Raw genomic sequence first — 16,263 nt, 5'->3', positions numbered from 1 at the left:
GGATCGGACGCGAAACCGTAGGCATGGCCTCCTATGCCTGGGTCAGCCGCCGGCGACCGAGGGCAGCACCTGCACGACGGCGCCGTTGCGCACCGGCGTCGCCAGGCCGCCCTGCCAGCGCACGTCCTCCCCGTCGACGTAGACGTTCACGAACCGCCGCAGCGCGCCCGACTCGTCCCGGATCCGCCGGCCCAGCACCGGGTGACGGGCGCTCAGCTCGTCGAGCAGCGCGTCCAGGGTGGTGCCGGCGGAGTCCACCTCGAGGTGCCGCGAGCCCCCGGCCAGATCGGCCAGGACGCCGGGCAGCACGATCTGCACGCTCATCTCCGCCCCCCGGTCACGGCAGCCGCGCCGCCCGCACGACGAGCACGTCGGGCAGGTGCTCGGCCACCGTGCTGAACGTGTCGCCCTCGTCCGTGCTGGCGTAGACGCACCCGTCCCGCGTGCCGACGTACACCCCGGTCACCTCGTGGTCGTCGGTGCACAGCGCATCCCGGAGCACCGCCGTCCAGGCCCCGTCGGGCAGGCCGGCGCCCACCTCGGTCCAGCTCCCGCCGGCGTCGCGGGTGCGGTGCACGCGCAGTCGGCCGCCCGGGGGCACGCGCTGCATGTCGGCGACCAGCGGCACCACCCAGGCAGTGCCGGGTGTTGCCGGCGAGGCGGCGACCGGGAAGCCGAAGTCGGCCGGCAGCCCGTCGGCGATCGAGGTCCAGGAGGCGCCCCCGTCGTCGGTGCGGAAGACGCCGAAGTGGTTCTGCGCGTACATCCGCCGCGGGTCCCCGGCGTCGACGGCGACCTTGTGCACGCACTGCCCGTACTCGGGCGCCGGATCGGGCATGAACACGGCGCTGATCCCCCGGCTGTGCGGGGCCCAGCCGGTGGCGCCGTCCTCGCTGACGTAGACCCCGCCGGTGCTCATCGCGACGGTCATCCGGTCGGTCGCTGGATCGGGCAGGACGGTGTGCACCGCTCCCCCACCGGCTCCCGGCTCCCAGGTCGGCCGGTGCGGGTGGTCCCACAGCCCGCGGACGAGCGTGAAGCTGCAGCCGCCGTCGGTGCTGCGCCACAGCGACTGCGGCTCGCAGCCGGCCCACACGACGTCGGGCCGGTCCCCCGAGTCGGGCCGCAGCTGCCAGACCCGGCCCAGCGCCGCCCCGGTGTCCTCCGGGAAGCGGATGGCGCCGGAGTCGGTCTCGTGCCAGCTGCCGCCGAGGTCGTCGGACCAGGTGACGGTCGGGCCCCAGTGCCCGTACTGGACGCCGGCCAGCAGCCGGGGCGCCGGACGGCGGGTGTCGATGGAGACCGCCGCGATCTCCTGGGCCAGCAGGTGCGGCCCGTCGAGCGTCCAGGTGCGGCGGTCGTCGTCGCTGCGGGCGAGCCACAGCCCCTTGCGCGTTCCGATGGCCAGCAGATCGGTCATGTGCACCCCTCCGGTGTGACGGTCCTCAGGGGTAGGACCGTTCCCGGGGCAGGAACTGAGCGGTGCGGCTCAGCGGCGGGTGGCGCCGCCGTCCGGATGTTCGTGCTGCCCGTCGGAGACCACATCGGGTGCGAGCCGCTGCGCTTCGGCCCGCAGACGTTCGGCCTCCGACCGGTCCTCGTCCGCCCTGGCCGCGCGCTGGCGGGCCTCCTTCTCGGCCTGCGCTGCGCGCTCCTGGACCTCGGCCAGCTCCCGCCGGGCACGCGCCGCCTGTTCCTCGGCGAGCGCCTGCTCGGCGTCGGCGCGAGTCGCCCGGACGTGCGCCTCCTGGATGTTCTCCCGCGCCTGCTCGCGGTGCTCCGCCTCTCGGCGAACCCGCGAGACGCGGTTGCGCTTGGCCAGCGCCAGCGCCGCGAGCGCGAGCACCACCAGCACGACGACGACGATCAGCACGATCAGCCAGGTGTCCACGGGGCCCCCTCCGGTGTCGCCGACGGAGGTGCCCGCCGTCAGTGGGCCGGAAACGCCGCGCCGCGGCGGCTCACGTGAGCGCGCTGCCGGCCTGCCACTCCTCCCACGGGATCGCCCAGTCGTAGATGTCGCCGTCGGCGGCCGAGAGCGTCGGCCCGATCGAACTCTCGATCTCCACGATGTCGCCCGGCTGGGAGAAGCCGAAGAACCAGGCCGCTCGGTCGGTGGAGAGGTTGATGCAGCCGTGCGACACGTTCACCCGCCCCTGCTGGGCCACCGACCACGGCGCGGCGTGCACGAACTCGCCGTTGTTGTTGAGCCGGACGGCGTACTCCACCGGCGTGCGGTAGCCGTCCGGGCTGTCGACCGGGGTCCCGTAGGTGCTGGAGTCCATGACCATGTGCCGGTTCATCTCGGTGACCACGTGCGGGCCGTTGCGGCTCGGGAACTCCGGCCCGCCGGCGCTCATCGGGAAGGTCCGCACCAGCTGGTCGCCGTCGTAGACCTCCATCGTGTGACTGGCCGCGTCGGCGACGGAGACGTGCCGCTCACCGATGGAGAAGGAGATCGAGCGGTCCTTCTCCCCCCACACCCCGTCGCCGAAGTCGACGCCGTAGAGGTCGGCGTCGAGCGTGACCTCGATGTTCTCCGGCCAGTACGTGGACGGGCGGAAGTGCACCTCGCGGGCGCTGAACCAGTTCCAGACGCCGTCGGTGGGCTCGGTGCTGGTGACCTCCAGGTGGCGCTCGACGGCGGCCTTGTCGGCGACCGGGTCGTCGAACCAGACGCGGATCGGCATCCCGACGCCGACGGTCTGGCCGTCCAGCGGGCCGATCGACGGGATGGAGAGCGTCTCCGGGGCGACCGTGGTGAACGCCGAGGTCGCCGTCGTCTCCTGCCCCTCCGCGTTGGTGGCCGTGGCGGCCAGCGTGTAGCTGGTGTCGTAGGCCAGCGGGGTCTCCGGCGTCCAGATCGGGGCGTCGTCGCCGGCCGGCTCGTCGGCGCCTTCCTGCTCGGGCGCCTCGTCCCCGGCGACGCCGGACACCGCCCCGGGCACGGGGTCGCCGTCACCGTCGGTGACGGTCACCGCCTCGAGCTCACCGTCGCTCACCGAGATCTCCAGCGGGGTCACGGGTGAGACGTCCACCGCTCCGTCGGCGACCGCGAGCTCGACCGTCGCCGGCTCGGCGGCGGCCGGAGGCGGGGTCGGCTGCGCCGACCCGGCCGGCTGGTCGTCCCCGCTGCACCCGGCGAGGAGCACCAGCGCCCCCGTGGCGATCATCGCGGCAGTACGTCGCACGCGTCCCGACTCCTCTCCCCCACCCCGCCCCGAGACGGGCGACGGCTCTTTCCCAGTGTCCACGCCAGGACGACATCGGGAGGGTCGTGTCGGTCACCCGCAGCCAGGGTGGCCGCCGGCCGCCGCCGGAGCGCTGGTATGGTTCCCTCTCGTCGCCTGGCGTGCCGGGCGCGGCGCCATTAGCTCAATTGGCAGAGCAGCTGACTCTTAATCAGCGGGTTCGGGGTTCGAGTCCCTGATGGCGCACCACGCAACAGGCCGCTGGCCTGCGGTTTCTCCCGGAGTGACAAGATCATCGGCGCATCGGGCCGGCAAGCTGTCCGCAAACAGTCCGCAGAAGTCCGCGATCGGCAATCCTGGGAGCCACCTGGGCGGCCACATCCGATCCGGTGCCGCGGCGCGGCGCGGTCCATGCCTGCGCAGAATCGCCGTCCCCGTCCCCGTCCCCGTCCCCGTCCTCGTCGCCGTCCGCGGTCTCGCCGCGGAGGCTCGACCGGGCACTCCGCTGGTGAGCGCGACTGTCGCGACTGCTCCTCCACGGCCAGTGGACAGCCGAAAGCGATATCCCGGCCTCGTCGTCAGCCACAAGTCCAGCGACGTGTGCTGAAGGTCACGACACCAAAACGGTCGGGCGTGGCGCGCCGTGTTGCGGGAGTGACACACGGGATTCTTGGTGCCTCGGCCCACCACGCATGGAGTAGGGCCAGGCTCGAGAGTTGAGGGCGCTATGTTCGAACCATGGCTCTGCACCGGTGGCAAGCATCTGGCCCCGGCGACCGGCGGATCCTGCCCCTGCGGCATGGTGACCCGGATCCCCGCCCCTGAACGGCCCGCTGCCGACCCGTCGGTCGAAGTCCTGGCCATGCGAGCCCAATACCTGGACGAGTGGTGCGAGTCCCTCGAAGCGGCGGCCTCCCGGGTGCTCCGCGAGCTCGAAGCGGCGGCCTCCCGGGTGCTCCGCGAGCTCGAAGCGGCGGCCTCCCGGCCGCTCCGCGACCAGGCCGATCGGCTGATGGTCGCTCTCTCCACGACCGGGCTGGTGCTCAGTGCGGGCGACGCGGACGGGCTGGTGGTTGCGCTCAACAAGGCGGCGCAGCCCGCGGCCCTGTCGTACTCGACCCCGCGGCCCGCCGCCGCCCAGGAGGTCGTAGAGCCGGCGTTGGAAAGCGCCCGGGCGACCCTGTCCGCCGGGGGCAACAGCGCACCCAGCGAGTTCGACGCCCGCCGAGCGGAGGTGGCGGCCTCCGCCACGGCGTCCAGCCACAACGCCGGCGAGGCGGACACGCTCAGCCCGCCAGCGAGCGGCGACGCTTCGGCTCCACGCCGGCCTTTTCGACAAGGAGTCGGTCGTGACCGCAGCGCGGACCGTCAAGGGAGAAAAAGGGCGGGCAAGAAGGCCGGCCAGAAGTACCGTCAGCAGCCCAGTCGCGCCAAGCGTCCTTACAGCGCCGACGGGGTGATCTATCCGCCTGCCTCAAGGGCCGGCGACTGCCCGACGGGCTCACCCGGAATTTTCGGGGAGCACGGCCCGGAAGCGCTGTCTGAAGCGGCCTGACCGCAGTTGGCGAGCGAGCGTAGGTCGGTCCGTCATCGGGCGAGTTCCGAGGTCGGGCAGGGGACTCGTCACCCGCAAGGTCTCTTGCCGGTCACAACGATGTGCGGGCTGGCGAGGCGGACGACGGCGCGGCGCGTGGCGGGGCCGGGCGAAGTCGGCGGCAGACTCGATGGTGACCGTGTCGCCGGGTTCGAGGGCGGCGATCCGACGTCACCCCCCGCCTGTTGGACGGCAGGTGACCCTCTGGCCGAGTACGCCCACCAGGGAAACGCTGAAGTCTGTCGCGGAAGGTCTGAGGCGCCCGGTGACCTCGCCCGGCCTGCCGTTCGCCACCCGGACCGCACTCATGTCACCAGCGTCGTCGTCTACTCGTCACAATGGGTTGCGCAGTCCTGGATAAGCTCCCATACGTCAACCGCTGGTCGGGCGCGGCTTGAACTGCGCGGCGTCGACCATCCGCCAGGAGGCAGGATTCGCCCCGACGGACCGGTGGGCCAGTCCGGGATCTGCCAGGTCTCGCCAGCAACCCTCCAGTCGACGATCGCGCATCGGAGAGGTGCCCACTTCGGGTCATCGCTGACACCCCCTGGCCAGTTTCTGGCGCGACCTCCTGTTTTTCTCCGGTCCGCCTGCTGCCCGCCTCCCGCCCATCCGGTCCATGTGCTGTTTCTGCTGTTCGCCTGCGGTCGCCCGCGGGAAACGGCCGCCGGGCCTCGCCCGCGCTGCCGGAGGTGGTCGCCGGATGGCCGACGTTCAGCGCCCGATGCCCTGGCCGGGGGTGCGGTGTGGGGTGAGGTAGCGCAAGTCTTCCGGGTGCGGGCGGCGCACGCTCGGGTCGGCCCCGGCCGTCGGCTGCGGAGTCGTCCGGGCCGTGCGTCGGATGGCGTCGCGGCCGGCGCGCCAGGCCGCACTCTCCTGCTGGAGACGCTCGGGCGGCTGGGCGAGCAGGGCCGGGTCGGCCTGCAGGGTGGTGATGCGCGCCCGGATGTCGGTGAGCTGCTGGCGGGTGCCGGCGCGGCCGCGTTCGGCCTCGGCCAGCTGCTGTGCGTAGTCGGCTTGGCTCGTGGTGCCGTGGCGGTGGTCGTGGTCATACCGGGCGCGGTCCAGCTCGCGTTGCGCGGTGTAGTGGGTGCGCTCGGCGGCGACGGCAGCGGCGGCGAGCTTGGCGTACTCGGGGTCCGCGCGTTCGGCGGCACGGCGGGCCGCGGCACCCAGCGCCGCCTCCAGGGTCGGCCGATCATCGTTCCCGGCGGCGGTCCGGATCAGCTGGGCGTGGTCGGCGGGCAGGCCCGGCAGGTGCGACGCCCAGGTGGCGTGCCAGTCGGTGAGCTGCTCGCCGGCGCGGGCCACTGCGCCGCGGCGCGGCCCCAGCCGGCCGGAGCCGTCGAGGACCACCCTGGCGGCCTGCCGGACGGCCTCCCGCTCGGCGTTCCACCGGTCGAGGAGGGCGTCGCGGATCCGGTCGGCGTCGGCGGCGACGCGGGAGCCGCTGGCCTCGGCCCGCTGCCGGGCGGCTGCGGCGTCGGTCGCGGCCTGCGCGCAGTCGGCCTCCAGGCAGGAGAGCCGCTGAGAGCTTTCCGCGTGTCGGGCGACGGTTGCGCGGAGGGCTTCGCGTTGCAGCTGCTGGCGGGTGAGCAGGTCGCCGCAGCGCTGCTGCTCGGTCCAGGCGGCGCGCAGCTCGGCGAGGACGTCGTCCAGCGACCGGGGGGTCGCGTAGCGGGCGGCTTCGGCCGCTGCCCGCTGGGCGGCGTGGGCGGGGCCGAGGTCGGCGCGGTCGCGGGCGAAAACCGCGATCCACTGCTCCCGCGCCTGGTCGACATCGGTGGCGACCAGGTGGGCGGTGTTGGCCCGCCGGCCGCGCGTCATTCCGACGTAGGCGGACGCGGCCCCAGTGTGCTCACCGACCACCAGATGGGCGGCGGTGACCGTCTCCCCCTGCGCGCCGTGCGCGGTCGCCGCGTACGCGAGCTCCACGTGCGCGGCGACGTAGTCGGCGGGCAGCACCCGCGCACCCTGCCAGCGCGGAGGGACAGCGGGGGTGACAGACCCACGCGCACCGTCGGCAGGGGTGACATCGGCCGGGGTGACAAGAAGTCCGCCCCGCGAGCCGGCGACGGCGCGGACCAGCCAGGTGTCGCGGTTGGCGACGTCGAGGTCGCGGTCGTTGCGTCGGGTCACGATCCGATCTCCCACCCCGATCCACTCCCCCGCCGCGGTGACGACGGCGTGCACGTCGTCGACCCGGCCGGCGGCGACGAGCCGGTCGCGGATAGCGGCGTTGAGCTCGGCGACCTGCTCGCGGGTGTCGGCCACAACGGCGATGCGCTCACCGTCGGTGGAGGACGGCGCGGCGGCGGCCCCGGCCAACGCCTCCCGCAGGGTCTCCGGGTCGGGGTGCAGCCGGATCTGCCCGCGCGCGAGCAGTACGTCGAACACCTTCCCGGGGTCATCGCCGGCGCGCATCGCCAGGGTCAGGTCCGCGTATGCGGTATCGGGCAGTGTGCGGCCGTCGGGGCCGGTGCGGGTGAACCGGTGCAGCCCCTGCAGTGTCAGGTAGGCATCGGCGTCGACTTGGCCGACCGCGAGGTGGAGAACACCGCCGCGGCCCACGGCGGCGAGCTGGTGGCGGTCGCCGAGCAGTGCGGCGCGCACCTGACACTCGTCGGCGATGGTCAGCAGCGCTCGGGCGGTGTCCTGGTCCAGCATGCCCGCTTCGTCCACGACGAGGAGATCGCCAGGGAGCAGCCGCGCCGCCTGTTCCGGCCCGGCGTAGGTCTTCCCGGTGACCGGGTCGGTCTGACCAACGACGAGGCGGGTCCAGGCGCCATCGTCGTCCCAGCGCCAGCCGTACTCGAAGGTCAGCCGGGCCACCGAACCGGCCGCAGTCCCGATCTCGGCGGCGGCAACCTTCGCGGCCTTCAGCGTGGGGGTGACCACCACCAGCCGCCGCCCCTGTTCCTCGAGTGCCTGGCGGGTGGCTGCGAGGGTGGTGGTCTTGCCCGCGCCCGCGGCGCCCTCAATCACGATCAGCGCGCGGTCGCCGGCCAGCGCGGCGACCGCCGCCGTCTGACCGGCATCCAGCTTTCCGGCAGTCGCCGCGGGCGCGACCGTCGGTGTCAGGTGGGTCGGCGGGGGTATTGGACCAGAGTGAGGTGCGTCGGTTGAGCGCGCGACGGCGCGGGCCGCGAAACGGGCGGTCAGGTCGGCCTCGACGGCGAGCACCGGCCGGGACGTCCAGGCCCGGATGTGCTCCGCCACGCCGTCCCGCTGCAGCAGCGGCACACACGCACGCATGGCGCGGGCGGTGAGATCCTCGGCCAGTTCGATCCGCACCCCGGCATCGACGACGACCCCCTCGGCGGCGATCAGCCGCTCCACCTCCCCGCGCACGTCCGCGGCGTTCCATGCCGAGCGGACGGCGGCCAGGCGAGTCAGCGCCCGCCTGACGAGCTCGTCGCGGTCCAGCGCGCCGACCGGGGTGGGCGACAGCGGGACGGGATTGGTCGGTGCGCGGAAGCCCAACTCGGCAAGATCCGTCCGCCAGCGTTCGCCGACGTCCGCGCGGGGCTGCGGCGCGACCTTGTCCGGGCGGCCCTCGGCCCACGCGCGGGCGTCCCACGCGTGGCGCAGTGCCGGCCCGGCTGTTTCGCCGGGGTGCGCGGCGGCCCATTCCCGTTCGTAGCGGTCCGCATTCCGGGCGATCTGCGCATGCCGCGCGCTGAACGCGCCCACATATTCGGCCAGCTGCGGTATTTCTCCGGTCGGGTCCTTGGTGTAGCCGTTGGCGGCGAACGCGGCGTTCAATTCTGGGTCGGTGTCCATCGCCGCGTGCCCGATCCCGTTGATCGCGCCCAGGAAGTCGCGGATGCCGACGGTGTGCAGGCCGCGCCATTTGGCGGCGGCGTACACCCGGGAGAGGAATTGGAGGTGCAGGTGCCAGTGTGGGTCGTTCGCGCGGCTGGTGTAGTGCCGCACCGTGGCCGCCTCCAGCATCTCGACCGGCACCTGTACCTGACCCCCGGCCGGCCCGACCCGGGTTGTGGCGTGCTCGGACAGCCAGGCGACGATCTGCTCGGCGGCTCGGTCCTGCGCCGCCTCGTACGCCGCGGCGATGTCCGGGTGCAGCGCCGCGGCGAGTGACCAGGTCTTCGGGCCGTTGACCACGACCTCGACGAAGCGGACGGCGTGCGCGTCCGACCGCAGCCGGCCCCGCGACTGACCGGACTCCGGGTCCCGCCCGGCGACCCAGGTCTCGTAGGCCTCGCCGGTCAGCGGGCCCAGTTCGGTCACCCGGCCATGGGTCGCGGTGAACCGGCGGGCGAGCCCGGTGCCCTCGGTGAGGTAGTAGTCGTCCGCCCGGCCCCGGTCGGCCTCCAGGTAGCAGCGGGCGGCCGCCGGCGCGCCGGCGTACACCTTCATTCCGCCCTGCATTTGTCAACGCCACCCAACAATGTCCAACGCGTCACCCCAAGAGACGACGATGGCCCCGCGAAGCGGGGTTCGGTCTGCCTATCTTGATAGCATGCGTGCCGTCATTCTTGCCGTCATTCTTGCAGGGCTTTCAGAAGGTCTCCTGAGCGATTTTCGAGAGCACGTCGGCCATTGATGTCGGACGTTGTTGGTGAGCGTTGCCTCGTGTAGGTGGAGGTCGCGCCCTGTTCGCGGAGCCGGGTCAGCGATGATGGCGCCGTGCGCATGGACGAGCTGGACCGTGTTGTCCGCGAGCTCAGGGAGGCGGCAGCCGGTCCGCCGGAGACGTACGCGCGGGTGCTGGAGCGGGCGCTCGCGGTCTGCGAGGCCGACCCGGCCGCGGATAAGTACCTCGACGTGCTGGAGCTGCATGACGAGCTCGCCGATGCCTACGACCGGTCGGGCAGGGTGGAGGATGCGCTGCGGCACGCGGACGTGCTCGTCGACCGCGGCTACCAGAGCGCACCGGATCCGCGCTGTCGGCGAGCGGAGATCCTGACCCGCCACGGCAGGGCGGAGGAGGCGGCGGCGGTCTGGGACGAGGTGGCCCGCGATACGCCGGATGACGTGTGGCTCTACAACAACGCCGGGCTGGAGTACAGCGCGATCGGCGAGCACGAGCTCGCGCTGAGATGGTTGACGAACGGCCTCGAGCTAGCGGTGCGCACGGGAGACCCGGAGCGGCTGGTGGGTCAGCTGCGGGACCTGCGCGCGGAGAGCCTTGCCGCACTGGGGCGGGAGCCGGACCGGCTGCAGACCGCCGAGCCCCGGCCGGTGGCGCGCACGCCGGTGTTCCGCCCGCGGCCGCCGAGGGGGCCGGCCGAGGGACCGCGCGGCCCCGCCGGGCAGCCGCCGGTGGCCTGGGCGTGGCTGCCTGCCGACGAGTACCCGCACCTGGAACAGCGCTGGCCTGATATCGCCGGCGCTTCGACCGTCCGCGACGAGGCTGGCGGCCTCGTCGACCATGCGACCTACTGCCGCCGGATGGAGGGGCGGCTGCGCGAGGCGTCGGATGCCGGCATGACCGTGATCCGCATCGCGCCGTTGCGGTGGGCGGAGTACACGTCGTGGCGGGAGGCGAACCAGGAGGAGGGCGATCCAGCACAGCTGCGCGCCCGGTACGCCGCCGACCTCTGCAACGACCCGACGCGGGTGGTCACCTGGCCGCCTGGGCGCAACGAGCCGTGCTGGTGCGGCTCGGGGCGCAAGTACAAGAAGTGCTGCGCCGCCCCGGGCGCCGGCGGCGCGCGGTGAAGACCACCCGGCTGCGGATGACCCTGCGCGAGGTCACGCCCGCGGTGCAGCGGGTGATTGACGTCCCGGCCGCGATCACCCTGGACGAGCTGCACGAGGTGCTGCAGGTCGCGCTCGGCTGGACCGACTCGCACCTGCACCAGTACCGCACCGACTCGGCTGTCTACTCGGTACCGCTCAACGACTGGGACGGCGAGGGCGAGACGGACGAGCGGGGGGTGCGGCTGTCGGCACTCCCGTCTCAGTTCACCTATCTCTACGACTACGGCGACGGGTGGACCCACGAGGTCGAAGTGCTCGGCCCCGGTGGCGACGCCGCCGGCTGCGTCGACGGCCAGGGCGCCTGCCCGCCGGAGGACTGCGGCGGCCCGGGCGGCTACGCCGAGCTGCTGACGACGCTGACCGACCCCCGGCACCCCGAGCACCAGGCGATGCGCGAGTGGGTCGGCGACCGGCTGTGCCCGTTCGACCAGCAGGCGACCGACCGGCGGGTGCGTGACGCGGTGGGTCGGGTCCCGGAGAGCGTCCGGCTGCTCCTCGGCCTACTGGCCGACGGCGTCAAGCTCACCCCGGGCGGGCGGTTGCCGCGCGTGGTCGTGCGCACGGTGCAGCAGCAGCGCCCGGACTGGTATCCGCTCGGCCGCCCGGCGTCGATAGAGGAGGACCTGCTGCCACTGGCCGCGCTGCACGACATCCTCCGCCACGTCGGCCTGCTGCGGCTGGCGGGCGGCGTGCTCCGCCCGACGAAGGCCGCCGGCGACGAGGTCGAGACCGTCCGCCGGCTGCGCAGCTGGTTCCCGCCACGGGGCTTCTCGACCTTCGTCGCCGAGCGCGCGGTGGCCCTCGTCGTCGCACGAGGCTCGCTGACGACCCGCGATCTCGCCGCCGAGGTCTTCTCGATGCTCGGCCACGGCTGGCACCGCGGGAACGACCCGATCACGGTCGTCGACGTCGAGCAGGAGTTGTACCGCCTGGCGCCCCAGTTGGCGGGGGCGGACATGCTCGCGACCAGCTGGCGAGCGTGGACCGCCGGACCGTCGGCCCGCTCCCTGCTGCCCGGCGCGACCCTGCTGGCCGACCTCGTCTGAAGGGCGCTACTCGCAAGCACGCGAGCGGGCCGGCTTCGAAAGAGGAGGTGATCCCGCACCGACGGGAACGGTGCTGGAACCGCGTGGTGGCAGACGTGAATTTTCCGGGCCGGATGTCACGCCGAGGCCCCGATGACATGAAAATTGCAGGTCAAGTCGCACATCGGCAGAACCCTCGAAGAAGGCCGCTCCGGTCAGCGTGGACCCACGACGTGGGTCACGAGTGCGGTGATGCGGGTGCGGTCGCGCATGCTGTCGCCGGCGCGGGCCAGGCCAGCGGCGCCGGGGCGGCCGAAGTGCTGGCGCAGCACGGCCGCTGCCTCGGTGGCCGTAGGCCCGGCCGGCCACGTGGCGGCGGTGATGCCGGCGGCGTACGCCGCCTCCAGCAGGCGCCACAGATCGACGGCGTCCCGCTCGGTGAAGCGCCCGGCGTAGGCGTAGGCCTTCAGGCAGATTGCGGAGACCACGTCCGGCAGCATCAGGGCCGTCGCCACGTTGTGACCCGAGGTGAGGGTCACCTCGACGGTGACAGGCGTGCCGTCACGGGCCAGCGCCAGGTTCAGGCCCGGCACCTCGTCGACCACCAGCTCGCCGTGCGGTTGGTTAGGCAGAAGCCGGCCGACGTAGGACGGGGCCAGCACGTCGATGACGAGGTCCCAGCTCGGCGCCGCGCGTCCGGTGGTCGGCCCCAGAGTGTGCGTGCGGAGGAACCTGTTGCCGGACTGCTGTCGGTACCCGCGCTCGCGCAGCGCGGCGAGCAGCCGCGGGTCGGCGACCACCGGGTACGCCGCGCCGAAGTCGGCATCGGCGGTCTCTCGCCCCGGCACCAGGTCACTGACCCCGTGCGCGGCGACGAGCAGGGTGACGGCGTTGCCGCCCACGAGCCGGTAGGGCACATCGAGATCGGCGGCGATCGCGGCCAGGTCGGCCGCGGCGAGGAACGCCGCGTCGCTGGCCCGGCCAGCCGACACCAGGACCAGGCGGTGTGCGGCGCTCACCGTGACGCGGCGGCCGCCGCGCGGGCCTTGAGCACCGGCCGCAGCGCGGCGACGGCCTGGTCGACGTCGGCACCGGGGGCGCGGGCCACGTCCCAGAGCAGCTGGAGGGGGTCTGCCAGCGGCAGGTCGGCCTCGGCAGCGCTCGTGCCAGGCGCCGGCCACACGCCGGGGTCGGCCGGCACGATCAGCTCGAGAGTGGCCTCCCCGGCACCCGACGGCGTCAGCTCGGCCGCGGTCAGCTCGTCGTGCACGGGTCGGCCGGACGGGTCGGCGTAGACGACAGCCCGGCCGGGTCGCCGCCAGGGCGCGAGCAGGTCGGCGGCGACGTCGCCGGACACCGCGGCCGGCATGCCGGCGGCGCTCACCGCGGCAACGGCCGCCCGGGCCTGCTCGGGGACGCCCGCCAGTCCGTACCAGTAGGTGGTGATGCCGCCGGGGCCCGGGTAGTTCGTCAGCCACCAGTCGACCAGCGCGTCCCAGTCCGCGGGGGCCCAGCGGGGCCGGCCCGCGTCGGCCGTGCGTCGCACGAGTCCGTCGGCGACGAGCCCGGACAGCGCTTGGGACACCCGCGCCTGGGACACCGCGGCTGACCGTCCCAGGTCGACCTGCGTGGCCGGGCCGGCGGTGAGCAGCCGGCGGACGACGGTGAGCGCGCCCCACGGTCGCCTTCCGGGTCGGCTCGGCGGCTGCCTCGCGTCCGGACGGGGGAGGTCGACGCCCAGTTCGATGGTCCGGTCGGGCAGCACGATCCGTCCGGTGACCGCAGACGGACCGGTCGGGTCGGCCACGAGTACCGAGATGCCGGCCGCGGCGGCCGCGTCCAGGGCGGCCCGACTGGCCGAGGGGACCACCAGCAGCAGCTCTCCACGCGCCGGCGAACCTTGCATCAGGTGGCTGCGGACATGGCTGGGCGACAGCGCCGTGAGCCGGCGCTCCACGACCGCGGTGACGGCCACCGCATCCCCCTCGGCGGCCACGAGCTCTACCTGGGCCGGCCCCGTGGGCCGTACGGTGACCCCGGACTCGAGTAGCGCCGCCCAGGCGTGCATAGGTATAAACATTAACAGCTCCTTCCTGATAATGCTTATAGCATGCCAGAGGCTTGCAGATGACGCCTCTGACGGCGCGCCCACCCATCCTTCCCAGACCAGCGGTCAGCACGGTAGCCGCCTCGCCGCTGCGCCTCCGGGGACTCCGCCTCGACGCCCGGCCCCCTCTCCTCGCCGCGCCACCCCGCCGGACCCCGTTCCGCGCCCCGGTACCCCGACCCGCGCGCGCCGCCTACGGTGGCCGGGTGCGCAGACCACGGACCGCGGACGACATCGAGGAGCTGTATGCGCGAGCCCGGACGCCAGAGGAGCGCCGCGCCACGGCGCAGCGGCTCGCCGCCTGGGCCGAGGAGCCCGACCCGCGGGCCGGGGAGGTCACCCCGGCCTTGCTGTTCGTCAGCGCAGGCGAGCACCTGACCGCAGCCGGTGATCTCCGCGAAGCGGTGGTCTGCTTCCGCCGCGCTGTCGAGTCCGGGCAGTACGTGCCGCCCGACGTCCGCTGCTACCTGCACGGCGGCCTGCTGCGGGTCGGCGACCTCGACGCCGCCCGCGACCTGGCCGACGAGCTGCGCCGCGAGCGACCGATCGACGGCGACGTCTACCTGCTCGTCGGCGAGAACTACGAGTCGACGGGCGACCTCCGCGCCGCGCACCGCTGGCTCACCATGGGCGTGCAGCGCGCGGTGAACGACGTCGAGGAGGGCGACGACCTCGACGCCGCGGAGGACGCCGCCGGGCTGATGGCGGCGCGGCTGCGAGTCCGCCACGCGCTCGACCTCCCGCTCGACGAGTACGACCGGGTGGTCGCCTCAGCACTCCTCGCCAGTCGGGAGAGGTCAAGCTGACCGGCGGCGGGCACCCCGGACCCCGCGCTCGGCCGCACCAGGCTCGACGCCCGGAACCATGCACCGCCCGCTCGACGGGAACAGCCGGGCCCTGATCGCCCCGGCCGAGGGAACTCATCGCCGTACTCGTCGCTGCGGTGTGCTCGGATCTCCCGGAGGGTCAGGAAGGCCCCCACGGGCAGCCTCTTAAGAGCGGGACAATGTGCGCACCGATGTCCCACCGCGCACGCCTGCCCCTGCGTGGCGCCACAACGTCGTCTTCGACCGGCGGGGAACTGGTGCCGCCCCGGGCTCGGCGGGCCGAGCATCCAACAGTGCAGCGACCGGGCGGGTCGCACGCCGGAGCGATAGACGGCCGATGATCGGCGCCCATCAGCCAGTAGGCCGCGCCAGCACGGGGTCAGGCCGTGTCGCACGACTTTGCACGAGCCCTGCCATGCCCGGGATCGCTAACGTGATCAAAGAATGGTCACGAGAAGGCTGACAACCGCAACGATCAAAGCAACGAGCGTGAAACTTACGACCGTTCGCTGGAGGCGAGTGTTCGCCACTGCCTGTCGCAGCTCGGCAGAACCCCGCAGGTTATCGATAGTATTGGACATGTCCTCAATCAGGCTTTCGGAGCGACGAACAAGTTCGGTCGCTAGATCAGGGACCAGTTCAGCGGCAGGCTTGGATTGATCGGCCGCTAAGTGGCTCAGATCCTCGACATAGACTGGAAGGTCTCTGGAGAAGACTGAGCAATTTTGTGCCAGTGCTTTTACGTCTGGCGCTACAGTTGCCGCATCGAGACCGTCACCCAAGAGGTAGTCGTCTAGTGCGCGCGCTTCACGTACGGGTCGCCTCACCTTCCCGCGCTGTCCAGCCCCGTCCCGCAAGATGGCTAGCCGGTCTGCATGCACGGACAGCAGAGCTTCGAGGGACTGAGGGACGATAAGCGCTTGATGCTGTCGAGTCACACGCCTCACTATCGCCGCATTTGGTTCGGGGCCTTCGCCAAGACGGGGATCGGCTGCCACGTCGTCGCGTCGCGCGGCGACAGTGACTCCGAATCGCCGTTGGCGCGGAGTTGGCCTGTCGGATGTTAGCGACCATCCCGGACAAGCCGAGGAGGTGAAAACAGGGAATGTCCATCCGAGCCCGATATCCGCGATCCAGTCATCGCGCTCGCGGAAGGGGTCGCAACCCTCAACGAGCATTATCCTCACCGAGGGCGCATCCCGGGCGTCGACCCTCGAGAAACGGCCAGGAAACTCGCGAACAAACCAGGATCTGCATTCTTGTTCGAGTCGCTCGGTGTATTCGTTGAAGGCTCGGCGGCGCTCGTCCGCGCGGCTACTAATTTGCGCCGACGTCGTGTGACGCGCGGGACGCGACCACGGAATCCGTGAGCGAAGTGAGCCCATTGTCCCTAGCGGTATGACTTTGGGATTACGAGCCCCGCCCGTGTAGTCGGTCCGCAAGAGCTTCGTTAAGTCGGAGCCCTCATCCGTGAGTGCGAATGCGGCGGTAACGATGGCAACGGATGGGATGACATGCACTAGATGCAGCTCCACGTTTTCCACGCCTTTCGGGAGGGTGGAATCCGTGCGGCCAGTAGCCCACTCTCTCCCATGATTCGGGCGCGATACGACGCCTAGAGTCGACCAACTTGTCACTTCGCCGCTACGACTGAGTGCCCACACGTCCTGCCAGCGTGCGCGAGGCGATCCCCCCTTCTTGGAGGACCGAGCTGCGAGGCGTTCATGCAGGCGAGATGCCATCGAGGGCGGGAAGGCCTCTGCGAATACGAAACCGGAGAGTGCGACGCCAG

Annotated in this window: 12 protein-coding genes and 1 tRNA gene; 5 read left to right on the top strand and 8 right to left on the bottom strand. The window is 72.5% G+C overall.

What is annotated here, in order from left to right; genetic code table 11:
• Positions 1–42: 42 nt before the first annotated feature.
• The 4 genes from BLASA_RS05625 to BLASA_RS05610 all read right to left on the bottom strand — a co-directional run bounded on the left by BLASA_RS05625 (position 43) and on the right by BLASA_RS05610 (position 3,191).
• Entirely contained in the window at positions 43–324 is a 282-nt protein-coding gene (locus BLASA_RS05625; RefSeq protein ID WP_041775629.1) for a ubiquitin-like small modifier protein 1, read from the bottom strand.
• 13 nt (positions 325–337) lie between these two features.
• Positions 338–1,420 carry a sialidase family protein gene (locus tag BLASA_RS05620; RefSeq protein WP_014375071.1) on the bottom strand — a complete coding sequence of 361 codons (1,083 nt, stop codon included), beginning with the start codon at positions 1,418–1,420 and terminating at the stop codon, positions 338–340.
• Positions 1,421–1,489: 69 nt separating this feature from the next.
• A complete protein-coding gene (locus BLASA_RS05615) occupies positions 1,490–1,891 on the bottom strand; it encodes a hypothetical protein (RefSeq protein WP_014375070.1) in 402 nt (133 codons plus the stop codon).
• A gap of 70 nt (positions 1,892–1,961) precedes the next feature.
• Complete coding sequence (locus tag BLASA_RS05610) at positions 1,962–3,191, bottom strand: L,D-transpeptidase (RefSeq protein ID WP_231839554.1); 1,230 nt, start codon at positions 3,189–3,191, stop codon at positions 1,962–1,964.
• Between the two features lie 173 nt (positions 3,192–3,364).
• On the opposite strand from BLASA_RS05610, the gene BLASA_RS05605 reads away from it, so the two are divergent.
• Both BLASA_RS05605 and BLASA_RS05595 read left to right on the top strand, forming a co-directional pair.
• A tRNA-Lys gene (locus tag BLASA_RS05605) sits at positions 3,365–3,440 on the top strand.
• Positions 3,441–3,990: 550 nt separating this feature from the next.
• Complete coding sequence (locus tag BLASA_RS05595; RefSeq protein WP_041775627.1) at positions 3,991–4,746, top strand: hypothetical protein; 756 nt, start codon at positions 3,991–3,993, stop codon at positions 4,744–4,746.
• 753 nt (positions 4,747–5,499) lie between these two features.
• On the opposite strand, the gene mobF is transcribed toward BLASA_RS05595, so the two are convergent.
• A complete protein-coding gene (gene mobF / locus BLASA_RS05590) occupies positions 5,500–9,165 on the bottom strand; it encodes a MobF family relaxase (RefSeq protein ID WP_014375067.1) in 3,666 nt (1,221 codons plus the stop codon).
• Between the two features lie 276 nt (positions 9,166–9,441).
• Between mobF and BLASA_RS24520 the strand changes: the two genes are divergently transcribed.
• Together BLASA_RS24520 and BLASA_RS23310 are read left to right on the top strand one after the other, a co-directional pair.
• Complete coding sequence (locus BLASA_RS24520) at positions 9,442–10,470, top strand: SEC-C metal-binding domain-containing protein (protein ID WP_231839621.1); 1,029 nt, start codon at positions 9,442–9,444, stop codon at positions 10,468–10,470.
• Positions 10,401–11,558 (top strand): plasmid pRiA4b ORF-3 family protein, encoded by a 1,158-nt coding sequence (locus BLASA_RS23310; protein WP_197536267.1) that lies wholly within the window; start codon positions 10,401–10,403, stop codon positions 11,556–11,558. The genes BLASA_RS24520 and BLASA_RS23310 overlap by 70 nt, the downstream gene beginning before the upstream one ends.
• 194 nt (positions 11,559–11,752) lie before the next feature.
• On the opposite strand, the gene BLASA_RS05575 is transcribed toward BLASA_RS23310, so the two are convergent.
• Both BLASA_RS05575 and BLASA_RS23305 read right to left on the bottom strand, forming a co-directional pair.
• Entirely contained in the window at positions 11,753–12,556 is an 804-nt protein-coding gene (locus tag BLASA_RS05575) for a hypothetical protein (protein ID WP_014375064.1), read from the bottom strand.
• Positions 12,553–13,617: a MarR family transcriptional regulator gene (locus BLASA_RS23305; RefSeq protein WP_166486482.1), complete on the bottom strand. Its 1,065-nt coding sequence runs from the start codon at positions 13,615–13,617 to the stop codon at positions 12,553–12,555. The genes BLASA_RS05575 and BLASA_RS23305 overlap by 4 nt, the downstream gene beginning before the upstream one ends.
• Positions 13,618–13,850: 233 nt before the next feature.
• Between BLASA_RS23305 and BLASA_RS05565 the strand changes: the two genes are divergently transcribed.
• The gene (locus BLASA_RS05565) at positions 13,851–14,450 is read left to right on the top strand and encodes a hypothetical protein (RefSeq protein ID WP_014375062.1); all 600 of its coding nucleotides are present in this window, start codon (positions 13,851–13,853) and stop codon (positions 14,448–14,450) included.
• Positions 14,451–14,908: 458 nt separating this feature from the next.
• Here the strand turns inward: BLASA_RS05565 and BLASA_RS24860 are convergent, their stop codons facing one another.
• Positions 14,909–15,253 carry a hypothetical protein gene (locus tag BLASA_RS24860; RefSeq protein ID WP_166486481.1) on the bottom strand — a complete coding sequence of 115 codons (345 nt, stop codon included), beginning with the start codon at positions 15,251–15,253 and terminating at the stop codon, positions 14,909–14,911.
• Positions 15,254–16,263: the final 1,010 nt, after the last annotated feature.

This window comes from Blastococcus saxobsidens DD2, assembly GCF_000284015.1.
Taxonomy (GTDB): Bacteria; Actinomycetota; Actinomycetes; order Mycobacteriales; family Geodermatophilaceae; genus Blastococcus; species Blastococcus saxobsidens_A.
This window is presented reverse-complemented; position numbering and strand designations above follow the sequence as displayed.